The 21,560-nt window shown below is 68.1% G+C and carries 23 protein-coding genes; 11 read left to right on the top strand and 12 right to left on the bottom strand.

The window, feature by feature from the left end; all coding sequences use genetic code 11:
- Positions 1 to 40: 40 nt before the first annotated feature.
- Positions 41 to 1,336 carry a M18 family aminopeptidase gene (locus CG716_RS04625; RefSeq protein WP_094477353.1) on the bottom strand — a complete coding sequence of 432 codons (1,296 nt, stop codon included), beginning with the start codon at positions 1,334 to 1,336 and terminating at the stop codon, positions 41 to 43.
- 42 nt (positions 1,337 to 1,378) lie between these two features.
- Between CG716_RS04625 and CG716_RS04620 the strand changes: the two genes are divergently transcribed.
- Positions 1,379 to 2,401 (top strand): Dyp-type peroxidase, encoded by a 1,023-nt coding sequence (locus tag CG716_RS04620; RefSeq protein ID WP_094476927.1) that lies wholly within the window; start codon positions 1,379 to 1,381, stop codon positions 2,399 to 2,401.
- Complete coding sequence (locus CG716_RS04615) at positions 2,401 to 3,198, top strand: family 1 encapsulin nanocompartment shell protein (protein ID WP_094476925.1); 798 nt, start codon at positions 2,401 to 2,403, stop codon at positions 3,196 to 3,198. The genes CG716_RS04620 and CG716_RS04615 overlap by 1 nt, the downstream gene beginning before the upstream one ends.
- Before the next feature lie 10 nt (positions 3,199 to 3,208).
- Here the strand turns inward: CG716_RS04615 and purQ are convergent, their stop codons facing one another.
- The 3 genes from purQ to CG716_RS04600 are packed head-to-tail and all read right to left on the bottom strand — an operon-like array spanning position 3,209 to position 4,887.
- Entirely contained in the window at positions 3,209 to 3,886 is a 678-nt protein-coding gene (gene purQ / locus CG716_RS04610; protein WP_094476923.1) for a phosphoribosylformylglycinamidine synthase subunit PurQ, read from the bottom strand.
- A complete protein-coding gene (purS, locus tag CG716_RS04605) occupies positions 3,883 to 4,122 on the bottom strand; it encodes a phosphoribosylformylglycinamidine synthase subunit PurS (RefSeq protein WP_094476921.1) in 240 nt (79 codons plus the stop codon). The genes purQ and purS overlap by 4 nt, the downstream gene beginning before the upstream one ends.
- 51 nt (positions 4,123 to 4,173) lie before the next feature.
- Positions 4,174 to 4,887, bottom strand: coding sequence for an ATPase (locus CG716_RS04600; protein ID WP_094477351.1), 714 nt, complete (start codon positions 4,885 to 4,887; stop codon positions 4,174 to 4,176).
- Between CG716_RS04600 and CG716_RS04595 the strand changes: the two genes are divergently transcribed.
- Together CG716_RS04595 and CG716_RS04590 are read left to right on the top strand one after the other, a co-directional pair.
- Positions 4,864 to 5,502: an MBL fold metallo-hydrolase gene (locus CG716_RS04595; protein WP_094477349.1), complete on the top strand. Its 639-nt coding sequence runs from the start codon at positions 4,864 to 4,866 to the stop codon at positions 5,500 to 5,502. The two genes, CG716_RS04600 and CG716_RS04595, sit on opposite strands and share 24 nt — an antisense overlap.
- Before the next feature lie 25 nt (positions 5,503 to 5,527).
- Positions 5,528 to 6,334, top strand: a complete 807-nt coding sequence (locus CG716_RS04590; protein ID WP_094476919.1) for an SDR family oxidoreductase — start codon at positions 5,528 to 5,530, stop codon at positions 6,332 to 6,334.
- On the opposite strand, the gene CG716_RS04585 is transcribed toward CG716_RS04590, so the two are convergent.
- From CG716_RS04585 to CG716_RS04570, 4 genes are all read right to left on the bottom strand, one after another.
- Entirely contained in the window at positions 6,335 to 7,039 is a 705-nt protein-coding gene (locus CG716_RS04585) for a DUF2334 domain-containing protein (RefSeq protein ID WP_094476917.1), read from the bottom strand.
- A 68-nt stretch (positions 7,040 to 7,107) separates the two neighbouring features.
- Complete coding sequence (locus CG716_RS04580) at positions 7,108 to 7,596, bottom strand: glutathione peroxidase (protein WP_094476915.1); 489 nt, start codon at positions 7,594 to 7,596, stop codon at positions 7,108 to 7,110.
- Between the two features lie 11 nt (positions 7,597 to 7,607).
- On the bottom strand, positions 7,608 to 9,695 hold the full coding sequence (locus tag CG716_RS04575; RefSeq protein ID WP_165774023.1) for a S9 family peptidase: 2,088 nt from the start codon (positions 9,693 to 9,695) through the stop codon (positions 7,608 to 7,610).
- The gene (locus CG716_RS04570; RefSeq protein WP_094476911.1) at positions 9,692 to 10,585 is read right to left on the bottom strand and encodes a phosphoribosylaminoimidazolesuccinocarboxamide synthase; all 894 of its coding nucleotides are present in this window, start codon (positions 10,583 to 10,585) and stop codon (positions 9,692 to 9,694) included. Before CG716_RS04570 ends, CG716_RS04575 begins: the two co-directional genes overlap by 4 nt.
- Positions 10,586 to 10,636: 51 nt before the next feature.
- Here CG716_RS04570 and CG716_RS04565 point away from each other — a divergent pair, with 51 nt between their 5' ends.
- The 5 genes from CG716_RS04565 (at position 10,637) to CG716_RS04545 (ending at position 14,880) form a co-directional block, all read left to right on the top strand.
- A complete protein-coding gene (locus CG716_RS04565) occupies positions 10,637 to 11,275 on the top strand; it encodes a hypothetical protein (protein WP_094476909.1) in 639 nt (212 codons plus the stop codon).
- A 74-nt stretch (positions 11,276 to 11,349) separates the two neighbouring features.
- Complete coding sequence (locus CG716_RS04560) at positions 11,350 to 12,210, top strand: PDDEXK-like endonuclease domain-containing protein (protein ID WP_094476907.1); 861 nt, start codon at positions 11,350 to 11,352, stop codon at positions 12,208 to 12,210.
- 47 nt (positions 12,211 to 12,257) lie between these two features.
- Positions 12,258 to 12,452, top strand: a complete 195-nt coding sequence (locus CG716_RS04555; RefSeq protein WP_094476905.1) for a ferredoxin — start codon at positions 12,258 to 12,260, stop codon at positions 12,450 to 12,452.
- A gap of 11 nt (positions 12,453 to 12,463) precedes the next feature.
- Positions 12,464 to 14,014, top strand: a complete 1,551-nt coding sequence (locus tag CG716_RS04550; RefSeq protein ID WP_094476903.1) for a GMC family oxidoreductase — start codon at positions 12,464 to 12,466, stop codon at positions 14,012 to 14,014.
- A 44-nt stretch (positions 14,015 to 14,058) separates the two neighbouring features.
- Positions 14,059 to 14,880: a mycofactocin-coupled SDR family oxidoreductase gene (locus CG716_RS04545; RefSeq protein WP_094476901.1), complete on the top strand. Its 822-nt coding sequence runs from the start codon at positions 14,059 to 14,061 to the stop codon at positions 14,878 to 14,880.
- A gap of 10 nt (positions 14,881 to 14,890) precedes the next feature.
- On the opposite strand, the gene purB is transcribed toward CG716_RS04545, so the two are convergent.
- Positions 14,891 to 16,309, bottom strand: coding sequence for an adenylosuccinate lyase (purB, locus tag CG716_RS04540; protein ID WP_094476899.1), 1,419 nt, complete (start codon positions 16,307 to 16,309; stop codon positions 14,891 to 14,893).
- A 40-nt stretch (positions 16,310 to 16,349) separates the two neighbouring features.
- Between purB and relZ the strand changes: the two genes are divergently transcribed.
- On the top strand, positions 16,350 to 18,068 hold the full coding sequence (gene relZ / locus CG716_RS04535) for a bifunctional ribonuclease/(p)ppGpp synthase (RefSeq protein WP_094476897.1): 1,719 nt from the start codon (positions 16,350 to 16,352) through the stop codon (positions 18,066 to 18,068).
- On the opposite strand, the gene CG716_RS04530 is transcribed toward relZ, so the two are convergent.
- Positions 18,065 to 19,063: an SDR family NAD(P)-dependent oxidoreductase gene (locus CG716_RS04530; protein ID WP_094476895.1), complete on the bottom strand. Its 999-nt coding sequence runs from the start codon at positions 19,061 to 19,063 to the stop codon at positions 18,065 to 18,067. The two genes, relZ and CG716_RS04530, sit on opposite strands and share 4 nt — an antisense overlap.
- 18 nt (positions 19,064 to 19,081) lie before the next feature.
- Positions 19,082 to 19,711, bottom strand: coding sequence for a TetR/AcrR family transcriptional regulator (locus CG716_RS04525; RefSeq protein ID WP_165774022.1), 630 nt, complete (start codon positions 19,709 to 19,711; stop codon positions 19,082 to 19,084).
- A 126-nt stretch (positions 19,712 to 19,837) separates the two neighbouring features.
- On the opposite strand from CG716_RS04525, the gene CG716_RS04520 reads away from it, so the two are divergent.
- Positions 19,838 to 20,740: an alpha/beta hydrolase gene (locus tag CG716_RS04520; RefSeq protein WP_094476893.1), complete on the top strand. Its 903-nt coding sequence runs from the start codon at positions 19,838 to 19,840 to the stop codon at positions 20,738 to 20,740.
- Here CG716_RS04520 and CG716_RS04515 read toward each other — a convergent pair.
- Complete coding sequence (locus tag CG716_RS04515; RefSeq protein ID WP_094476891.1) at positions 20,737 to 21,525, bottom strand: maleylpyruvate isomerase N-terminal domain-containing protein; 789 nt, start codon at positions 21,523 to 21,525, stop codon at positions 20,737 to 20,739. The genes CG716_RS04520 and CG716_RS04515 overlap by 4 nt on opposite strands.
- Positions 21,526 to 21,560 lie beyond the last annotated feature (35 nt).

Below are 21,560 nucleotides of genomic sequence, written 5' to 3'. Positions count from 1 at the left end.
GCGACCGTCCGCAAAGCGTCCGGCTGGTGAACGGGGCGGCTTAGGCGGGTGACAAAAATGCTTGCAGCGCAGCCGCATACGCGACGATGTCGTCGGCGCCCATCAGTTCACGAGCCGAGTGCATGGCCAGCTGGGCAGCCCCGACGTCGACGGTGGGGATGCCGGTGCGTGCCGATGTCATCGGCCCGATGGTCGAGCCGCACGGCAGATCGGCGCGGTGCTCGTAGCGCTGCAGCGGCACGTCGGCCTGCCGGCAGGCCAGTTCGAACGCGGCCGCCGTCCGGCCGTCGGTGGCGTAGCGCAGGTTTGGCTGCACCTTGAGCACCGGCCCGCCGTTCACGGCGATCAGGTGGCCGGGTTCGTGGCGGTCGGGGTAGTTCGGGTGCGTGGCGTGCGCCATGTCGCCGGAGGCCACCATCGACGCGGTGAGCCGGCGCAGGAAATCCTCCCGGTCGCCGCCGGCCGCGAGCACGATCCGCTCGAGCGTCGTCAGCAGCAGATCCGACTGCGCGCCGTGATCGGAGGTCGAGCCGACTTCCTCGTGGTCGAACAGCGCCAGCACCGGCAGGTAGCCGTTCGGCTCGGCGGCCAGGAACGCCTCCAGCCCGGCATAGCAGGTGCCCTGGTTGTCCAGCCTGGGCGCGCTGACGAACTCTCCGTCGGCGCCGACGAGTGTCGATGGGGTCAGGTCGTGGGTCATCAGGTCGGCGGACAACAGGTCGGCCGGGTCCACATCGGTCCACCCGACGACCCACTCGAGGAACGAGCGGGGCGTCTCCCCCAGGCCCCACACCGCGTTGACGTGCCGCTGCGGATCGAGCTTCACCGCCCCGCGGTCCTCGGCGAGATGGATGGCCAGCTGCGGCACTCGCAGGATCGGCGTGTCGACGAGCACAAGCCGGTGCGACACGCCGCCCTCGGCGTCGGGGTCGCGGAACGACAACCGGCCGCTGACCCCGAGGTCGCGATCCAGCCACGAGTTGAGCCACGCCCCGCCGTAGGGCTCCAGCGCGACGACCTGCCAGCCCGCGACCACCCGATCCGGATGTTGTTTGACCCGCAGGTTCGGACTGTCGGTGTGGCCGCCGATGACACGAAACGGGCGCTGAGAATTGTCGGAGCTGCGCCCCGCGTTGTTCCACGCCACCAACGAGCCGGCCCGCACCGTGAAGTACCGCCCTGATCCGCCGCCCTGGTCCGGCCATCGGTCGGTCTCGGCGAGCTCGGTGTAGCCGGCGGCGCGCAGCCGCGCCGCCACCGTCTGGCAGACGTGGAACGGCGACGGTGACGCGTCGATGAATTCGCACAACCCGTGCGCGGTGGCACCTGTGGACATGTTCACCATCATCGCCGACGTCGTATTGGTTAGGGTCTAACGGTGCCTCCTCCACAGCCGCAACCGGTGCTGGCGCCCTTGACACCGGCGGCCATTTTTCTGGTGGCGACCATCGATGACGGCGGCGAGGCGGTGGTGCACGATGCACTGGCCGATCTGTCGGGTCTGACGCGGGCGGTCGGGTTTCGCGATCCGTCCAAACACCTGTCGATGGTCACCTCGATCGGGTCCGACGCCTGGGATCGGTTGTTCTCCGGGCCGCGGCCCAAGGATCTGCACCCGTTCATCGAGCTGACCGGTGCCCGTCACCACGCGCCCTCGACACCGGGCGATCTGCTGTTCCACATCCGCGCCGAGGTGCTCGACGTCTGCTTCGAGCTGGCCGGGCGGGTAGCCAAGGCGATGGCCGGGGCGATCACGATCGTCGACGAGGTGCACGGCTTCAAGTTCTTCGACAACCGCGATCTGCTCGGCTTCGTCGACGGCACCGAGAATCCGGCCGGCCCGGTGGCGGTGAGCGCCACCGAGATCGGCGACGAGGACCCGGATTTCGCAGGTGGCTGCTACGTGCACATCCAGAAGTACGTTCACGACATGTCGTCGTGGGAGTCGTTGTCGGTGACCGAGCAGGAACGCGTGATCGGGCGCAGCAAGCTCGAGGACATCGAAATGGCCGACGACGTGAAGCCTGCGAATTCCCACCTCGCGCTGAACGTGATCGAGGACGCTGACGGCAACGAGCGCAAGATCGTGCGGGCCAACATGCCGTTCGGCGAGATCGGCAAGGGCGAGTTCGGGACGTACTACATCGGCTATTCGCGGTCCCCGGACGTCACCGAGAAGATGCTGGAGAACATGTTCATCGGGGACCCGCCAGGCAACACCGACCGCATCCTCGACTTCTCCACGGCGCTGACGGGCGCCCTGTTCTTCACCCCCGTCGTCGACTTCCTCGACGATCCCCCGCCCTTGCCGGACTTCGGTGAGATCGCGACAGCTCCCCCGGCATTCGCCACCCCCTCCGACGGCACATTGGCGATCGGCAGCCTGAAAGGACAGCCCTGATGAACAACCTTTACCGCGAGCTCGCCCCGATCACCGAATCCGCTTGGGATGAAATCGAATTGGAGGCCACCCGGACCTTCAAGCGACACATCGCCGGTCGTCGGGTCGTGGACGTGAGCGAGCCGGGCGGGCCGGTGACGGCTGCGGTCAGCACCGGCCATCTGCGCGACGTGCCCGCGCCGGCCGACGGTGTGGTGGCCCACCTTCGCGAGTCCAAGCCGCTGGTGCGGCTGCGGGTGCCCTTCACCGTGTCGCGCAACGCGATCGACGACGTGGAGCGCGGCGCCCAGGACTCCGACTGGGATCCGGTCAAGGACGCCGCCAAGAAGCTGGCGTTCATCGAGGACCGGGCGATCTTCGAGGGCTACTCCGCGGCGTCGATCGACGGCATCCGCAGCTGCAGCTCCAACCCGGCGCTGGCGCTGCCCGAGGATGCCCGCGAGTACCCGGACGTTTTCGCCCAGGCGCTGTCCGAGCTTCGGCTGGCCGGCGTGGACGGGCCCTACTCGGTGCTGCTGTCCGCCGACGCCTACACCAAGGTCAGTGAGACCACCGAGCACGGCTATCCGATCCGCGAGCACCTCAACCGGCTGGTCGATGGCGAGATCATCTGGGCGCCCGCGATCGACGGCGCGTTCCTGCTGAGCACCCGCGGCGGGGACTTCGACCTCCAGTTGGGCACCGATGTCGCGATCGGCTACCTGAGCCACGACGCCGACAGCGTGCAGCTGTACATGCAGGAGACGCTGACGTTCCTCTGCTACACCGCAGAGGCGTCGGTCGCGCTGACCGCCTGAGCCGGACTGTCTAGGAGGCGGCCAGCACGGCGTCCAGCGCGGAGTAGAACAGTCCGAGCCCGTCGTCCGACGGGCCGGTCAGCGCTTCGGTGGCGTGCTCCGGGTGCGGCATCAGCCCGACGACCCGGCCGTTGGCCGAGCTTATTCCGGCGATATCGCGCATCGAGCCGTTCGGGTTGTCGGCGTAGCGGAAGACCACCCGGCCCTCGCCCTCGAGTTCGTCGAGCACGGCCTCACTGGCCACGTAGCGGCCTTCCCCGGATTTCAGCGGTATCAGCAGCTCGGCGCCGGACTCGTAGCGCGACGTCCACGCGCTGGTGATCGAGTTGACCTTCAGCCACACGTCGCGGCAGACGAAGTGCAGGCCCGCATTGCGGGTCAGCGCGCCGGGCAGCAGTCCCGCCTCGCACAGCACCTGGAAACCGTTGCAGATGCCGAGCACCGGCAACCCCGAGCCGGCCGCGGTGATGACCTCACCCATGACGGGCGCGAACTTGGCGATCGCGCCGCAGCGCAGGTAGTCCCCATAGGAGAAACCACCGGGCACCACCACAGCGTCGACGCCCTTGAGGTCGGCGTCGCCGTGCCAGAGGCTGACCGCCTCGGCGCCGGCCAGCCGCACCGCGCGGGCGGCGTCGACGTCGTCGAGCGTGCCGGGGAAGGTGATGACCCCGATCCGCGCGCTCACGAGGGATCCCGGGTGACCGACCAGTCCTCGATGACGGTGTTGGCCAGCAGCGACTCGGCGATCTCAGCCAGCTCCGAGTCGCTGATCGAATCGTCGACTTCGAGCTCGAATCGCTTGCCCTGCCGGACATCTGAGATTCCGGCGTGTCCCAGCCGGCCCAATGCGCCGACGATCGCCTGACCCTGCGGGTCGAGGATCTCGGCTTTGGGCATCACGTTGACCACTACACGGGCCACAGTCGCTCCTGCTGACGTCGACGAATGTTGCGCTGTAACTGTACCGGCGGGTCACGGGCACGACCCGATGTAGGCGGTGCACAGCGGCGCGCCGAGCTCCTCGAGCACCGTCTCGTCGCCGCCCATCGGCCACGCGATCAGCGGCGGAGCGCTAGCCCACAGCGCCAATTCCGTCACCGTGCTGTTGGCCGGGCTGGCCACCAGGAACTCGTGCAGGATCACCGGTCCGCTGATCACTGCCGCCACCCGGTCTGGCTCGTCGACCGTCAGCGACGGTGAGGCCATCGGATTGGTGCGCTGGCAGGACCGCAGCGAAGCGACCGCGGTGTGAAAGACATCGTCGGCCAGTTGACCGCCGCGCCAGGTCTCGCCGCGCCAGTGCACCACAGTGGCTTGCAGCTGCCACTGGCCGTCGGGATTGACTACGGTGGCCCGTTCGGCGACGGCGTAAGCGCGCGGGTCGGCAGCCACCGGCGGCGTGCCGCACAGTTCCTCGAAGCGGAACCGGGGTGCGGGGGCGGTGACTGCTACCCCGGCCAGGCGGGGCCAGGTGTAGCGGGCATTGAGCGGCATCGCCCACGGCGCGATCCAGGCTGCGTCGGGGATGCGGTCGCAATTGGGCGGGCACAGGTCGGGTTCGGCGGCAGCGGGCGGTGCGACGGCGAGCCCGCAGGCCACCAGCATCATCGCGACGACCAATCGCACGTGTTCACGCCTCCCCATGCGCGCACAATCGTAAACATGGAACTCACGCATTTCGGGCATTCATGTCTTCTCGCCGAGTTCGACGGCGCGACGCTGTTGTTCGATCCGGGCAACTTCTCCCACGGTTTCGAGGGTGTGACGGGGTTATCGGCCATCCTGATCACCCATCAACATCCCGACCACGCCGACCGGGATCGACTGCCCGCGCTGATGGAGGCCAACCCGAACGCGGTGCTGTACGCCGATCCCGCGACCGCGGCCGAGCTCGGTGAACCGTGGCGGGCGGTGCATGTCGGCGACCAGCTGGACGTGGCGGGGCTGACCATCCGCGGAGTGGGCGGCCGGCATGCCGTGATCCATCCGGAGATCCCGGTGATCGACAACATCTCGTATCTGGTCGGCGATGCCGAGCACCCCGCCCGGCTCATGCATCCCGGCGACGCCTTGTTCGTGCCCGGCGAGCCGGTGGACGTGCTGGCCACCCCGGCAGCCGCGCCGTGGATGAAGATCTCCGAGGCGGTCGACTACCTGCGGGCGGTCGCGCCCGAGCACGCCGTGCCGATTCATCAGGGCGTAGTGGCACCGGAGGCGCGGGGAATCTATTACGGTCGGCTGACCGAGATGACCGACACCGACTTCAGGGTATTGCCGGAAGAGAAGTCGTTCCGGTTCTGAAATATCCTGCGCTGAGAGGGTTTTGATGAGTTCTGCTGATTTGGATCACCTATTCGGACTGTCCGGCAAGACCGCGCTGGTGACCGGCGGCAGCAGCGGCATCGGGGTGATGATCGCGCGCGGTCTGCTGCAGGCCGGCGCCAGCGTGATCATCAGTTCCCGCAAGGCCGACAAGTGCGAGCAGGCCGTCGAGGAGCTCTCGGCGTTCGGGGCGGTCCGTGCCATTCCGGCCGATCTGTCCAGTCAGGACGAGTGCAAGCGGTTGGCCGCCGAGGTGCTCGCCGGCACCGACCCCGACCAGCTGCACATCCTGGTCAACAACGCCGGAGCGACGTGGGGTGAGCCGCTGGAGTCGTTTCCCGCATCGGCGTGGGACAAGGTGCTCGACCTCAACGTGAAGTCGCCGTTCTGGATGGTGCAGGAGCTGGCGGATGCGCTGCGCACGGCCGGCACTGCGGACGACCCCGCGCGGGTGATCAACATCGGCAGTATCGACGGGATCCACGTCCCGGTGACGCATACCTACTCCTACTCGGCCAGCAAGGCCGCGCTGCATCAGCTGACCCGGGTGCTGGCCAAAGAGCTTGGACCACAACATGTCACGGTGAACGCTGTGGCCCCCGGCCCGTTCCAGTCGAAGATGATGGCCGCCACGCTGGACGCGTTCGGCGATGCGATCGCGGCCTCGTCGCCGATGCGGCGGATCGGCCGCGAGGACGACATGGCCGGTATCGCGGTATTTCTGGCCAGCCGGGCCGGGGCCTACGTGAACGGGGCGATCATCCCGGTCGACGGCGGGATGGCGACGACGGCGAGCGGGTCAGGCCGCTAGTCACGCCGCAGACGCGGCGGTGGCGTCTTTTTCCCACCGGTACACAGTGGGTGTGCAGCCGTGCATCAAGGCCAGGTCGATCGCGTCGAGCATGGCCTGTCGCGGGCCGACCTTGCCCAATTGCCGCGCGGTGACGGTCAATCGGACGATACCGCCGCGGCGCGCGGTGCGCTCCGCGGACAGCACCAGCGTGCGGCACCACCACGGTTCGGTGACGAAACCTCCGCCGATGCCCAGCACCCGGGTGCGCACCGTAACGCCCGACACCAGGTCGGTGACCCCGTGCAGATCGACGAGCAGTCGGAAGCCGTTGCGGGGCAGCGCCAATGCGGTTCCCGAGGACACCGTCCAACCCGGCGCCGCGAACAAGCGGGTGCGCAGGCCGACGTGCTCGAGAACCCGGTCGGCGCCCATCAGCCGAAGGTTGGCCTCGTGGGCGCGTAACGCGGCGAACTCGCCGCGGCGCTTCTTGGTGGCGGCCGCGTCGAACCCGTGCAGCACCACCGCGTCGCCGCCGCCCCGGCGGCCCGTCAGCCAGCCGATGGTGCGTGCGTCGGATTCCAGGCGGTAGCCATCCCTGAGCCTCGGCGCGACGAGCAGTGACAGCGGAACTGTGCGGGCATCGAGTGCGCCGCAGAACTCTTCAACGTCGTGGCGCGTCCGATCACTGATCCCGGACACCGACACGAGGAGTTGGCCAGCCACCTTCGCAGTGTGGCAATTTCAAGTGTCCAGACGGTGTCTGCCAGTCAGATGTCAGGCGACCATCGGGTTCAGCCCGGCAGGACCGCCTCGATCGCGGCGACCACTTCGGGGGCATCCGGTTCGGTGCGCGGCCGGAACCGGTTGACGACCGTACCGCCAGGCGCGATGACGAACTTCTCGAAGTTCCACTGGATGTCGCCGGCTTCACCGTCACCGTCGGCGAAAGTGGTGAGCTCGGCGTACAACGGATGCCGGTCAGACCCATTGACGTCGGTCTTGGCCAGCAGCGGGAACGTCACACCGTAGGTAGTCGAGCAGAAGGTCTGGATTTCCTCCGCCGTTCCCGGCTCCTGGCCCATGAACTGGTTGCACGGCACGCCGATGACGGTCAGGCCCCGGTCGGCGTAGTCACGGGCCAGCTGCTCCAGCGCTGCGTACTGCGGGGTCAGGCCGCACTTGGAGGCGACGTTGACCAGGAGGACCGCGCGGTCGGCATAGTCGGCCAGCGAGGTGGATGCGCCGGTGAGCGTGGTGAGCGGGATGTCGGTCAGACTCATGCGATGAGACACTAGCAAGCACCCGCGGTGGCAAGCAGCCACGAGTACTGGAACGCCGCCTCTTTCCAGCGTTCGTAGCGGCCGCTGATCCCGCCGTGGCCGGCGGCCATCTGGGTCTTCAGCAACACCGGATGTGCGTCGGTCTTGGTGTGCCGAAGCGCGGCAACCCACTTCGCCGGCTCGACGTAGAGAACCCTGGTGTCGTTGAGCGACGTCATCGCCAGGATCGCCGGATACTCCTTGGCTTCCACGTTCTCGTACGGCGAATAGGACTTCATGTAGAAGTAGACGTCCTTGTTCTCCAACGGGTTTCCCCACTCATCCCACTCCGTCACCGTCAACGGCAACGACGGATCCAGGATCGTGGTGAGGGGGTCGACGAACGGTACCTGCGCGAGGATTCCGGCGAACAGCCTTGGCGCCAGGTTGGCGACGGCACCCATCAGCAGACCGCCGGCACTGCCGCCGAGTGCCACCAGGTTCTGCGGCCGGGTCAGGCCGGTGTCGACGAGATGCTGTGCCACCGCGATGAAGTCGGTGAAGGTGTTGCGCTTCTCGAGGAGCTTGCCGTGCTCGTACCAGAGCCGCCCCATCTCACCGCCGCCGCGAATGTGGGCGATGGCGAAGACCATCCCACGGTCGAGCAGTGACAGCCGGGCCACCGAAAAGCGCGGATCCTCGGACGACTCGTAAGCCCCGTAGCCATAGAGCACCGCGGGTGCGGGGAATTCGATTCCGGCCTTGTGGATGATGGAGATCGGAACCCGGGTGCCGTCCTCGGCGACGGCCCAGTCCCGGCGCTCGACGTAATCCTCACGGCGGTAGCCGCCCAGCACCGGTTGTTCGCGCAGTAGCGTGCGCTCACCGGTGGCCAGGTCCAGGTCGTAGATGCGCAGCGGCGTCACGAACGAGGTGGTGCCCACCCGCAGCTTGGGTGTCGACCAGTTGGGGTTGCCCGCCATACCCGACGACGACAGCTCCGAATCGAAGGCGATCTCCTCGGGCGTGCCGTAACCGTCAGCATTGATGGGCCACAACTGGATTCGGGGCAATGCCTCTCGCCGGTAGCTGACCACCAGGTGGTCGGCGAATGCGTCGGCACCATCGAGGCGAACGTCGTCACGCGCAGCGATCAGGGTGCGCTGGTCAGTGGGATCGCCGACCGGGGCTTCGACGAGGGTGAAGTTGACCGCGCCGTCGTTGTGCAGGATGAGGAACTTGTCCTCACCGCCGATGACGGCGTGCTCCACTGAGTACTCGATACCGTCTCGGCGCGGAAGAACGCTGGTGAACTCGGTATTCGGGTCCGCGGCGTCGCCGAACCAGACCTGCGAGGTGATCGCCGAGCCGGCCGCGATGATGACGTACTTGTTGCTGCGAGTGCGTCCCATCCCGATCCAGAACCGTTCGTCGGGTTCGTGGAACACCTGCTCGTCGGGCTCGGTCGAGCCGAGCCGATGGCGCCACACGGTGTCCGGACGCCACGCCTCGTCGACGGTGGTGTAGTAGACCGTCGCGTTGTCGGCCGCCCATGTGACCCCGGACGAGATACCGGCGATCTCGTCAGCGAAGAGCTCGCCGGTGCGTAAATCCTTGAATCGCAACGTGTACCGCTCGTCGCCCACGATATCGACCGAGTAGGCGAGCAGGTTGCCGTCCAGACTCACGCTGCTGGCGCCGAGCGAGAAGAAGTCATGGCCGTCGGCTTCGGCGTTCTCGTCGAGCAGTACCTGCTCGCCGGGGACGTCGGTGTCCTCGTCGAACACCGGCGGGTCCCAGTCATCGGGCCCGGCGATCGGGCACCGGCAATGCGCGCCGTACTGCTTGCCTTCGAAACTGCGCCCGTAGTACCACCATTCGCCGCGCCGAGTCGGGATCGACATGTCGGTTTCCTTGGTGCGGGCCTTGATCTCGTCGAAGATCTTCTGCCGCAACGGCTCGAGGTGTTCGGTCGCTTTGTCGGCGTATGTGTTCTCGGCTTCCAGGTGGGCGATGACCTCCGGGTCGGACTTCTCGCGCAGCCATTCATAGGGATCGACGAAAACGTCGTCGTGGTAGACGCGCTCGGTATCGACGCGCTTGGCGACGGGAGGGGTCATGCGCTGGGTCCGATCCAGTCGGCGAACGACAGTCCTGAGATGCGTTCGTAGGCTTCGATGTAGCGGGCTCTGGTGGCCTCGACGATGTCGTCGGGCAATGGCGGCGGCGGCGTGGAGCCGTTACGGTCCCAGCCGGATTCGGGCCCGGTGAGCCAGTTGCGGACGAATTGCTTGTCGAAGCTGGGCTGCACCACACCGGCTTGGTAGGTGTCCGCAGGCCAATACCGCGACGAGTCCGGGGTGAACACTTCGTCGGCCAGCACCACCCGGTCGTCGGCGTCGACACCGAACTCGAACTTGGTGTCGGCGATGATGATCCCCTTCGTCAAGGCATGGTCGGCGGCCTGGAGGTAGATCTGCAGGGTGCGCTCTCGCAGCTGGTTGGCACGCACGGCACCCACCAGCTCGATGGTCCGGCTGAACGAGATGTTCTCGTCGTGCTCACCCAGCTCGGCCTTGGTCGCCGGGGTGAACAGCGGCTCGTCGAACCTGCTTGCCTCGACCAGGCCAGGGGGTAGCGCGATGCCGCAGACCTTGCCGTTTCGCTGATAATCGAGCAGGCCTGAGCCGGTCAGGTAGCCGCGCGCCACGCACTCGACCGGCACCATCTCCAGCTGACGCACCACCAGTGCACGGCCCAGCACCTCGTCGGGGATGCGGGGATCGTCGGGCGGCCCGGCCAGGTGGTTGGGCGCGTCGATGTAATCGAAGAAGAACACGCTCATCGCGGTGAGGATGCGCCCCTTGTCCGGGATCAGGCTGTCCAGAATGTAGTCGTAGGCCGAGATCCGGTCGCTGGCGACGAACAGCAGGTGCTTGTCGTCGATGCGGTAGAGCTCGCGAACCTTACCGCTGGCCAGATGTTCATAGTCGCTCAGAGCAGGGCGCATCGCGTCAGCCTATCGGCCGCTCATACCCCGCGACTGTGCTGGGATCAAGCCATGAGATCGAGGTTCCTGCCCTACGCCACCACACCAGGCCGGCTCGTGGCGCAGTTGGTCAGCGACCTGCTGGTCGCGTCGTGGATCACGGTCTGGGTGCTGGTCGGGCTGGCCGTGCACTCCGCGGTCGCCACCATCGCCGAGGTGGGCCGCCAGGTCAAGGACGGCGCCACCGGAATCTCCGACAATCTGCACTCCGCCGGCGACAGCGCGCACAAGATCCCGCTGGTCGGCGACACCGTGTCCAAACCCCTGCGGGCGGCGAGCGAGGCCGCCCTCGATCTGGCCGGGGCCGGGCACAACCTCGACACCACGGCCACCTGGTTGTCGGTGCTGCTGGGCATCGCCGTGGCCGCGCCGCCGATTCTGGCGATCGGGATGCCGTGGCTGTTCCTGCGGATCCGGTTCTTCCGCCGCAAGTGGACGGTGATCATGCTGGCCAGAACTCCGGCCGGTGAACAGCTGCTGGCACTGCGGGCGCTGGCCAACCGCCCGCTGCGCAGGCTCACCGAGGTCAGCTTCGACCCGGTCGGCGCCTGGCGGCGCGAGGATCCGTACGCGATTCGCGGGCTGGCCGCACTCGAACTGCGCTCGGCCGGCGTGGGCGTCCCCCGGGCCTGGCGGAATCTGGCGCGCTGACCGGTGCTGTACACCGGAAATCGCGCCGAATTGGATAGCGGAACCTGCACTGCTGCCAGCGCGTCGAAGCTGATGTGCTCGAGGATTACCTTCGCCGGCAAGACGGAGTCGTCACGCTAACCCAGGCCCGGCGCTCCGGACTCAGCGAGGATGCCGTGCGACACCGGATTCGCTCCGGGCAATGGCGGCGATGCGGGCCCGGGGTCTACTTCGCCGATGATCGACCGTTCACCACCGCAGCGCGAATCCGGGCGGCGGTGTGGAGTCGCGGTACCCGTTCCGCAGCAAGCGGATTGGCGGCCGCATGGTGGCTCGGACTCTTCCACGAGGCGCCCGGCATCGTCGAGATCACCGTCCCGCGCAACAGCCACGGACGTGCCGCTCCCGGCACCTGCATCCGTAGGCGTGACCTCGCAGAAGTGGACGTCTTCGAACACCGCTCGTTGCGAGTCACCGCGCCGGCTTTGACCGTGCTCGAAGCGGCAGCTCAGCACGGGCCCGGCGCAGCGATCATGGATGCCGCTCTGCAACGCCGCCTCGAGTTGGCTCATCTCGAGCAGGCGCACGCGCGCAATCGGGGTCGTCGTGGGTCCGCAGCAAGCCAGCGCCTTCTGCATGCGGCCGCCAGCGGCGCGAGATCGGAGGCCGAGCGCCTGACGGTCCAACTGCTCAAGGGCGCCGGGATCACCGGCTGGCGGGCGAACTTCTCGGTCGGCGGCTACGTCGTCGACTTCGCATTCCCGGCGCAGCGAGTGGCGATCGAGATCGACGGCTGGGCGTTCCACAGCGATCACGCCGCGTTTCAGAACGACCGGGTTCGCCAGAATCGGCTCGCGTTGCAGGGCTGGCAGGTACTGCGCTTCACCTGGCTGGACCTCACCCAGCACCCGGAACGGGTCCTGGGTGAGATCCGCGCTGCCATTTCGGCGCGCTAACCGGTGCTGTACACCGGAAATCGCGCCGAAATCGTTAAGCTAGCGTCGTGAAAGCCTCCGTCGATTCCGACCGGTGCGCCGGGCACGGCGACTGTGTATCGATATGCGCGGCGGTGTTCTCCTGGACCGCCGACGGCTTCGCCGAGGTGGTTCTCGACGAGATCCCGCCGGAGTACGCCGATCTCGTCACCAAGGCATCGCACGATTGCCCCGAGCACGCGATCGAGGTCGACGGGGGCTAGCGTCCGCAACCGTGGCTGACTACGACTACATCGTGATCGGTGCCGGGTCGGCGGGCTGTGCGCTGGCCGGCCGCTTGGCTGCGGGAAGCGCCAGCGTCCTGCTGCTGGAAGCCGGCGGCTCCGACAAGCGGCTGACCGTACGCGCGCCGCTGGCTTACGCCGCACAGATGGGCGGTCCGACCGACTGGGATTACCGCTCGGCGCCCGAGCCCGCCTGCGAGGGCCGCACCATTCCGCAACCGCGCGGGCGCGTGCTCGGCGGCACCAGCTCGATGAACGCGATGGTGTGGGTGCGCGGCACCCAGATCGACTACGACGGCTGGCAGCTGCCGGGCTGGGGCTGGTCCGACGTCGAGCCGGTATTCCGCCGCATCGAATCGCACTACCTCGGCGGCCCGGCACACGGCACCTCGGGCCCCATCCGGGTGACCCGGCTGGCCGAGCCCGACGTGACGTCCACCCGCTGGCTGGCGGCCGCCCGGGCTGCCGGGGTCTCCGACAACGAGGACATCGGCGGACCGGATCTCGACGGCACGTCCATCGCGCCGGTGACGGTCTGGAAGGGGCAGCGCTGGAACACCGCGCGCGCGTATCTGCCTGCCGCGCTGCGCCGTTCGAACTTCAGCGTGGTAACCGGCGCGCTGGTGCACCGGGTGGTAATCCGCGATGGGCGCGCGGTGGGCGTCGAGTACGAACACAAGGGACGGCGACTGATCGCCGGGGCCGACCGCGAAGTCATCCTGTCGGCGGGCGCCTACGGCACACCCCAGCTGCTGCAGCTCTCCGGTATCGGGGCGGCCGACCATCTGCGCGCGGTCGGCATCACGCCCATCGTCGAAAACCCGGCGGTGGGAACCAATCTCACCGACCATCCGGCGACGGCGATGAGCTGGGATGTGCACCCGGAGTTCGTCGGGCTTTCGGATGCGCAGAAGCCACAGTGGTTGCTGCGCTGGCTGTTTCGCCGCACCGGCAAGATGACCAGTAATGCGATGGAGGCACTCGCACACATCCGGACTCGCCAGGAGCTGCCTGCGCCGGACTTCCAGCTGATCCACGCCCCGAGCTACGTCAACCTTCAGGCGATGGAGCGGGAGCTGCGCCGCGCATCGTCGGTGCTGCAGTCCTATTGGACGCCCAAGAGCCGGGGCACCGTTCTCGCGCAGTCGGCGGATCCCCATGAGCCTCCGGAGATCCGGCTCAACACCCTGGCCCACCCCGACGACGTTGCGGCGTTCGTCCGGGTGGTGCGGCGCACCAGGGAGATCGTCGCCACCGAACCGTTCGGATCGGTCATCACCGCCGAACTGCATCCGGGCCCCGACGTCGTCACCGACGCCCAGATCGAGGCGTGGGTGCGAAGTTCAGTGGCCACCACCGGTCACCCTGCCTGCTCGGCGGCCATGGGCAGCGTCGTCGACGAGAGACTGAAGGTGCGCGGCGTGGCCGGGCTGCGGGTGGCCGACGCCTCGGTGTTCCCGTGCATCCCCCGGGCCAACACCAATGCGCCGGCAATCATGGTCGGCGAGCGGTGCGCCGACTTCATCGAATCCGGCCAGTAAGAGTTTCGATCGACTCGTCGACCAGATCGGTTAGAGTCCGCGTCGTGGCAGACCTCATCGACACCGTCGCAGTAGTCACCGGCGCAGCCCGCGGGCAGGGCAGGAGCCACGCCGTGGCACTGGCCGCCGAAGGCGCGGACATCATCGCCATCGACCGCTGCGCCGACATCGAGTCGATCCCCTATCCACTGGCCACCAAGGAGGATCTCGACGAGACCGTCCGCCTCGTCGAGGCCCAGGGCCGTCGGATCGTTCCGGTGATCGCCGACGTCCGCGACCTCGCCGCGCTACAGGCCGCAGTGCAGAGCGGGGTGGACGCGCTCGGCGAGGTCGACGTCGTCGTGGCCAACGCCGGGGTGGTGGCGATCGGCCGCAAAGATCCGGTCGACGAACAGCTTTACCGCGACATCGTCGAGACCAACCTCACCGGCGTGTGGCACACGATCGTGGCGACCGTGCCCTCGGTGATCCGCAAGGGCCGAGGCGGTTCGATCATCCTGACGAGCTCCGCACAGGGTCTGGTCGGGAAGGGTGGCGACGGCAGTGCGGCGATGTTCGCCTACGCCGCGGCCAAGCACGGTGTGGTCGGTCTGATGCGCTCGGCAGCCAATGCCTATGCCCAGCACAATATTCGGGTCAACACCGTGCACCCCAGCGGTGTCGGCACGCCGATGATCCTCAACGACCACACGATCCGCACATTCCAGGAGAACCCCAACGGCGCCGCCCTGTCGGGCAACCTGCTGCCGGTGCCGTTTGTGGAAGCCGAGGATGTCACCAACGCGGTGGTCTGGCTGGCGAGCCCGAAGGCACGCTATGTCACCGGCGTCGCGCTACCGGTCGATGCCGGTCACGCGGTGATGTGAGCGTTGGGTCTTACAGGATCGCGCCCGGCGCGTACTTGGCGGCGTCGGGGTAGGCGGTGACCAGTTCCTGCACCGCGGCCACCACCTGGTCGACCTGGCTCCCCGCAGCGCCGGTGAACGCTTGCTTGTCGGCGAGCGCGGCATCCAGCGCAGCCCGGTCCAACGGCAGTCGCTCGTCAGCAGCCAGTCGGTCCAAAAGGTCTGGCTCCAAACCTTTTTCGCGCATCGCCAACGCGACCGCCACCGCGTGCTCCTTGATCACCTCGTGCGCGGTCTCCCGCCCGACCCCGGCCCGCACCGCCGCGATCAGGATGCGGGTGGTGGCCAGGAACGGCAGGTACCGATCGAGCTCACGCTTGATCACCGCGGGGTAGGCACCGAACTCGTCGAGCACCGTCAGGAACGTCTCGATCTGGCCGTCGATGGCGAAGAAGGCGTCCGGCAGCGCCACCCGGCGCACCACCGAGCAGAAGACGTCGCCCTCATTCCATTGCGCGCCAGCCAATTCCGCGGCCATCGACGCGTATCCCCGCACAATCACCTGCAGCCCGTTGACCCGCTCACAGCTACGGGTGTTCATCTTGTGCGGCATCGCCGACGAACCGACCTGCCCCGGAGCGAACCCTTCGGTCACCAGTTCGTGGCCGGCCATCAGCCGCACGGTATGTGCGAACGACGACGGGCCGGCGCCCAGCTGAACCAGCGCCGAGAGCACGTCGTGGTCCAGCGACCGCGGGTACACCTGCCCGACGCTGCTGAAAACATCGTTGAATCCCAGGAATTCGGCGATCCGGCGTTCCAGCTCCGCCAGCCGCACATCGTCACCGTCGAACAAGTCGAGCATGTCCTGTGCGGTGCCCATGGGGCCCTTGATACCGCGCAGCGGGTACCGCTCGATCAGCTCGGCAATGCGCCGCAACGCGATCAGCGTCTCCTCGGCGGCCGAGGCGAACCGCTTGCCCAGGGTGGTGGCCTGCGCCGCGACATTGTGCGAACGCCCGGCCATCACCAGATCGCGGTAGAGCACCGCTGCCTCCGCCAGCCGGGCCGCAACGGCCACACCGTGGGCGTGTACCAATTGCAACGACCGGCGGATCTGCAGCTGCTCGACGTTCTCGGTGAGGTCCCGGCTGGTCATGCCCTTGTGCACGTGCTCGTGGCCGGCCAGTGCGTTGAATTCCTCGATGCGGGCCTTGACGTCGTGGCGGGTGACGCGCTCCCGCGCGGCGATCGACGCCAGATCGACCTGCTCGAGCACTCGCTCGTAGTCCTCGACAACGCCGTCAGGCACGGCCACACCGAGTTCGGATTGGGCGCGCAGCACCGCAAGCCACAGCTTGCGCTCGGCGACGATCTTGGCTTCAGGCGACCAGATCGCGACCATTTCCGCGCTGGCATACCGTCCGGCCAAGACATTCGGGATCGTCACAACGCATAAGCTTACGGCGGCCGTAAGGCAAGGTAAGCGCATGTACTTCGTCGGACTGGATCTGGCGTGGGGTGAACGGAAGCCCACCGGAGTCGCCGTTCTCGACGCCGACGGCCGGCTAGTTCATCTCGCTGCCGCGCAAGACGACTCGAGCATCCTCGCCGAAATACGCCCCTATGCCGGCGGCGACTGTCTGGTCGCCATCGACGCGCCACTGATCGTGACGAACCTGACCGGGCAACGCAGCTGCGAGACAGAGCTGAACCGGGACTTCGCCAAGTTCCAGGCCGGCGCCCATCCGGCGAACAAGGGGAAGCCCGAATTCGCGGACACTCCGCGCGGCGCCCGCATCGCCGAGGCACTCGGTCTGGATATGGACCCGTACTCGCGGGCCTCCCGGCGAGCCATCGAGGTGTACCCGCACCCGGCGACCGTGGTGCTGTTCCGGCTCGGCCGAACCCTGAAGTACAAGGCCAAGCAGGGCCGTACCCTCGTCCAGCTGCGCACCGAGCTCCTGCGGCTGATGGACGAGATCGAACGACTCGCACACGCCTCGGTGCCGCTGCGGGTCGGCGACCACCCCGAGTGGATCGCACTGCGACACACCGCCGAAAACGCCGAGCGCAAGAGCGATCTGCGGCGCGCCGAGGATCCCATCGATGCCGTGGTGTGTGCCTACGTCGGGTTGTACGCGACGCGACGACCGGCCTCGGTGACCATCTACGGCGACTTCGCGACCGGCTATATCGTGACGCCGACGCTCCCGCCGGATCTCACGCCTGCGCCGCCGGAGCCGACGCCGGGCGTGGTCGGCGATGCCGTCGCCAGCTATGTGGAGCGACGGCCGGCGCTGGTCGAGACCACCGCCCACTATCTGGCGCTGGTGACCCGCCTGCTCGACGACGCGGGCATCAACTATCTGAGCGTCACCGCGCGCACGAAGAGTGTGGCGTCGTTCGCGGCCAAGGCCGACCGCAGCGTCGACGGGCAGCGGCTCTACACCGACCCGGCGACGCAGATCACCGACCAGGTCGGCGTGCGCGTGATCACGTATCTGCGGGAGGACGTCACCGCCGTCGGCACCCTATTGGCCGGCGAGATGGACGTGCTGGCCGATCTCGACATGGGCCAGGTGACCGCGCGCGAAGGTCGGTGGGGCTACGCCAGCCGGCATCTGCTGGTCACCGCGCGCGGCGAAACGCAGCCCGCCTCGGTGCAGGTGCGCACCGTTCTGCAACACGCGTGGGCGGAGTTCGAACACGACATCCGGTACAAGGGCAGCGTGCCCGCCGCTGATGCACCCGAGCTGGATCGCCGGTTCACCCTGGCCGCGGGCCTGCTCGAGCTGGCCGACCGGGAGTTCACCGAGATCCGGGATCGGTTACGCGCCTCGATGACCGACGATCACACCCCGTCGGCGACGGGAGCAGGGATCGCGACGCCGGTGCTCGCCACCTATCTGGGGCACCGCTTCCCCGACGCGGGCTGGTCCCGGACCGACCACTACGCGTGGATCTCCGAGCTGCTCGGCGAACTGGGCATCCAGACGCTCGATGAACTCGAGGAACTGCTGACTGGCGTGGACACCGAGGCGGTCGACGCCAGGATGGAATACCGTTTCCCCGCCGGCGCGGTGCGCCGCCTCGACGACGCGTTGCTGGCCACCTACGGGAGTCGTTATGTGGGGCTCGCCGGCAACGCGCACCGCGTGGAATTGCTGCAGACCCGGCTTCAGCGGCTGCGCACCGATCCCGGCTAGGCCCGCAAACCCGGCCAGGCTTCCGACGTTCCGGTCAGCCGGCTCACCTGTTCCAGAAAGCGGCGCACTTTGACCGGGTTCTCGTGGCGCTGCCAGCCGAACGTCGTCGGCCGCTGGCTGCGGTCATGCCAGAAATGCCCCGGCTTGGACTCCGGCCGGGTGGCCACCAGCCACACCGCGGTGTCGGCGCCGTCGGCAACGTCGCGCAACAGCGGCCGGGTGACGGCGCGAAACCGCGGCAGGTACTCGGCCACCCCCGGGGTGTCGACCCAGCCCGGATGCATGCTCTCCACGCGGATGTCGGTGCCGGCCAGCCGGCGCGCCCACGAATCGGCCAGCACCACTTGCATCTTCTTGGTGCGTGCATAGGCGCGCACCCCGTTGTAGCCGCGCCGGAATTCCAGGTCGTTGACGACCAGCGGCGAGCCGTACATACCGCCTGACGACACGAACACCACTGAGGCGCCGCCGGCGGCACGCAGCAGGGGCAGCAGGCGCTCGGTGATCAGGTGCGGGCCCAAGATGTGGGTGGCCAGTTGCACCTCGTGGCCTTCCCGGGTGAGGGTCCGGTCTTTGGGCATCAGCCCGGCGTTGTGCACCAGCCCGTTGAGCGCAGGCACCCGATTGGCGAAGTCAGCGCTCCACTGCCGCACCGCGTCGAGATCGGAGACGTCGCACACCTCGGCCACCACGTGCGCGTCGGCCACCGATTCCCGGATCGAAGCCACCGCCTGATCCACCTTGGCGGAGTTGCGGCCCAGCAGGTGCACGGTCGCGCCGAGCCCGGCGAACGACCGCGCCATCGCCAGCCCGATGCCGGCCGTGGCCCCGGTGACCAGTACCCGTTTGCCCACCATCGCGCGCGCCCCGGCGTCGGCGGCCCACCAGCGTCGCCGCAGTCCCGAGCCGATCTTTGTGTAGCCGACGATCAGCGCCCGGTCCATCGCGCCGTCGAGCAGTTCCGCAGCGGGCCGGGTGAGCCCGGAGAAATTCATGCCTTCGAACGTAATCGGTTAGACCCTGATGGTGCGCTCGTCGATGGGCGCCAACACGTCGATCACGTCCATCAGGGTCGCCCTGGCCAGTTCGCGCGGGCCGTCCCCGTCGCCGACAAGCGCTGAGACCACCGCGCCGTCGACGGCGTTGACCAAGGCGGTCACCAGGTCGACCCGCAGATTGCGGCCCGAGCGCGCGATCGCCTCCATCGCGGCGTCCACCCGCTGTTGAAGCAGTCGGCGCTGGATCTCCCGGAGTTCGGGTTGGCGGGCGCAGGCGATGTAGCGCTCGTAGCGGGAGATCAGTTCTTCGCTGCTCGCCTCGCCGTCAGGGTCTCCGACAAGCAGATCGACCAGCACATCAGCGATCGCCTCGGCACCTCGCCGACGGCGCGGGAGCGCATCGACACGGGCGCGCAGCTGCGCGGTCTCGACCGCGCAGATGTACTCGACGGCCTTGTGCACCAGATCGTCCAGCGACGAGAAGTAATAGGTGGTCGACGCCAGCGGTAAACCTGCACGACGTGCCACCGCGCGATGGCGCACCGCCTCGAATCCCGCTTCACGAAGCAGCTCGGCAGCAGCGCTGATCAGCGCATACCGTCGTCGTTCCCCTTTGGGAGTCACAGCTGCCGTCACGTACAGCAATGCTGCCAGCAGCGTGCAGCGGACATCGGTCTTTCAGGAGAATCATTAACGTCCCTTTGACATGACGGGCCGACGAGCGTCTGCGCACGATTCGGGTCCACCAGCATCCGATGGCACTATGGCCCCATGCCGAACCTGAGCCGTCGCGCGGTCCTGCGACTCGGCGCCGGGGCCGCGGCGGGCGCCGCGGGTGCCTTCGCTGCCGGCCGCATGCTGGAGTCGCCCACGCATCTGGTCGGCCCGGATATCGCGATGACCGGCGTCGGCGCACCTCTGTCGCCACCGGCCCCGCTCGAGCCGGCCTCGGCAGGCACCCCCTTTCCGACGATGGTCACCGGATCGTTCGTCTCGGCCGCACGCGGCGGGGTCAACACGAACTGGGCGATCGCACGTCCGCCCGGTCAAACCGCGCTGCTGCGGCCGATCATCGCGCTGCATGGCAAGGGCCAGGACGCCGCGGGCGTGATGGCGGGCGGCGTCGAACAGGGCCTGGCCCAGGCCGTGGCCGCCGGACTCCCACCGTTCGCCGTGGTCGCCGTCGACGGCGGGGGCAGCTACTGGCACAAGCGCGCCTCGGGCGAGGATTCCGGGGCGATGGTGCTCGATGAGCTGATTCCGATGCTCGGCAGCCAGGGGCTGGACACCTCGCGGGTGGCCTTCCTGGGCTGGTCGATGGGCGGCTACGGTGCGTTGTTGCTGGGTGCTCGGCTCGGCGCGCCCCGCACGGCGGCGATCACCGCGGTCAGCCCGGCACTGTGGCTGTCATCCGGCGCGGCCGCACCCGGCGCGTTCGACGGACCCGACGACTTCGCCGCCAACAGCGTGTTCGGCCTGCCCGCGCTGGCGTCGATCCCGATCCGGATCGACTGCGGTGACAGCGATCCGTTCTATTCGGCCACCAAGCAGTTCATCGCCCAGCTCCCCCATCCGCCCTCCGGTGGCTTCTCCCCCGGCGGGCACGACGGCGGTTACTGGAGCTCGCAGCTGCCGGGCGAGCTGACCTGGATGGCTCCCCTGCTGACGGCCTAAACCACGTTGACGGTGTCAAGCAACGCCGTCGCGTAGTCGGTGTCGCCGGCGATCTGCACGTCACGGTCACGCCAGCTCGCCCGCCGGGTTCCCCATTCCGGGAATTCCAGTGCCGCACCGGTGATCTGCGCGGCCGCCCCGGCTGCCGAGCCCCGCGCCACCGCACCCCCGGGTGCGACCCGCCACGTGCCGCCGCCCGGCCCGGTCAGCGTGATCGCGAGCGGACGGTCCAGCCACGACGGCGCGGCCGCACGCAGCTGGTTGGACAGCACCGCCAGCATCCACTCCAGGACGACGGCCATCCGGTTGGCGTCGGTGCCGGGGGCGGGGCGCCCCAGCGCCGGGGCCATGTCGTGATGCAGGTGCGTGTGGTGGTCGAAGACCATGGCGCCGGTGAGCACCCGCAGCGGAAAGCGGCCGAGCTCACCGAGCGGCACCTGTAGACCGGCGACCGGCCTGCGCGCCATCATCGGGAAGACGACCGCGGCGACACCGCTCCAGCGGCGGTATTCGATGAGCACGTCGTACGCGGACCGATCCCGGCGCGTGTCGACCATCAGATCGTTGGCGGCTTCGATGTCGTTGGTGCGCATGATCTTTGCCGCGGCGGGGCTGAACATCGCGCGGCAGCCGGTGCCCATGTGTGCAACGACGTCCTGGATGCGCCAGCCCTGCGCTCGGCTGTCCATCCGCCACTCCGAGGGTTCCAGGCCGCCACAGAAGGCCAGCATGTCGGCGCGCTCGGCCTTGAACGCCGCACCAGGGTCCGGTGTCACGTCGGTCATGATTGTCTCCCGTTGTGGAATTGTCTACAGTCGCT

Source organism: Mycolicibacterium sphagni, from assembly GCF_002250655.1.
In the GTDB taxonomy this organism is placed as follows: Bacteria; Actinomycetota; Actinomycetes; order Mycobacteriales; family Mycobacteriaceae; genus Mycobacterium; species Mycobacterium sphagni.
The sequence above is the reverse complement of the archived record's forward strand: the minus strand, read 5'-3'. Positions and strand labels throughout refer to the sequence as shown.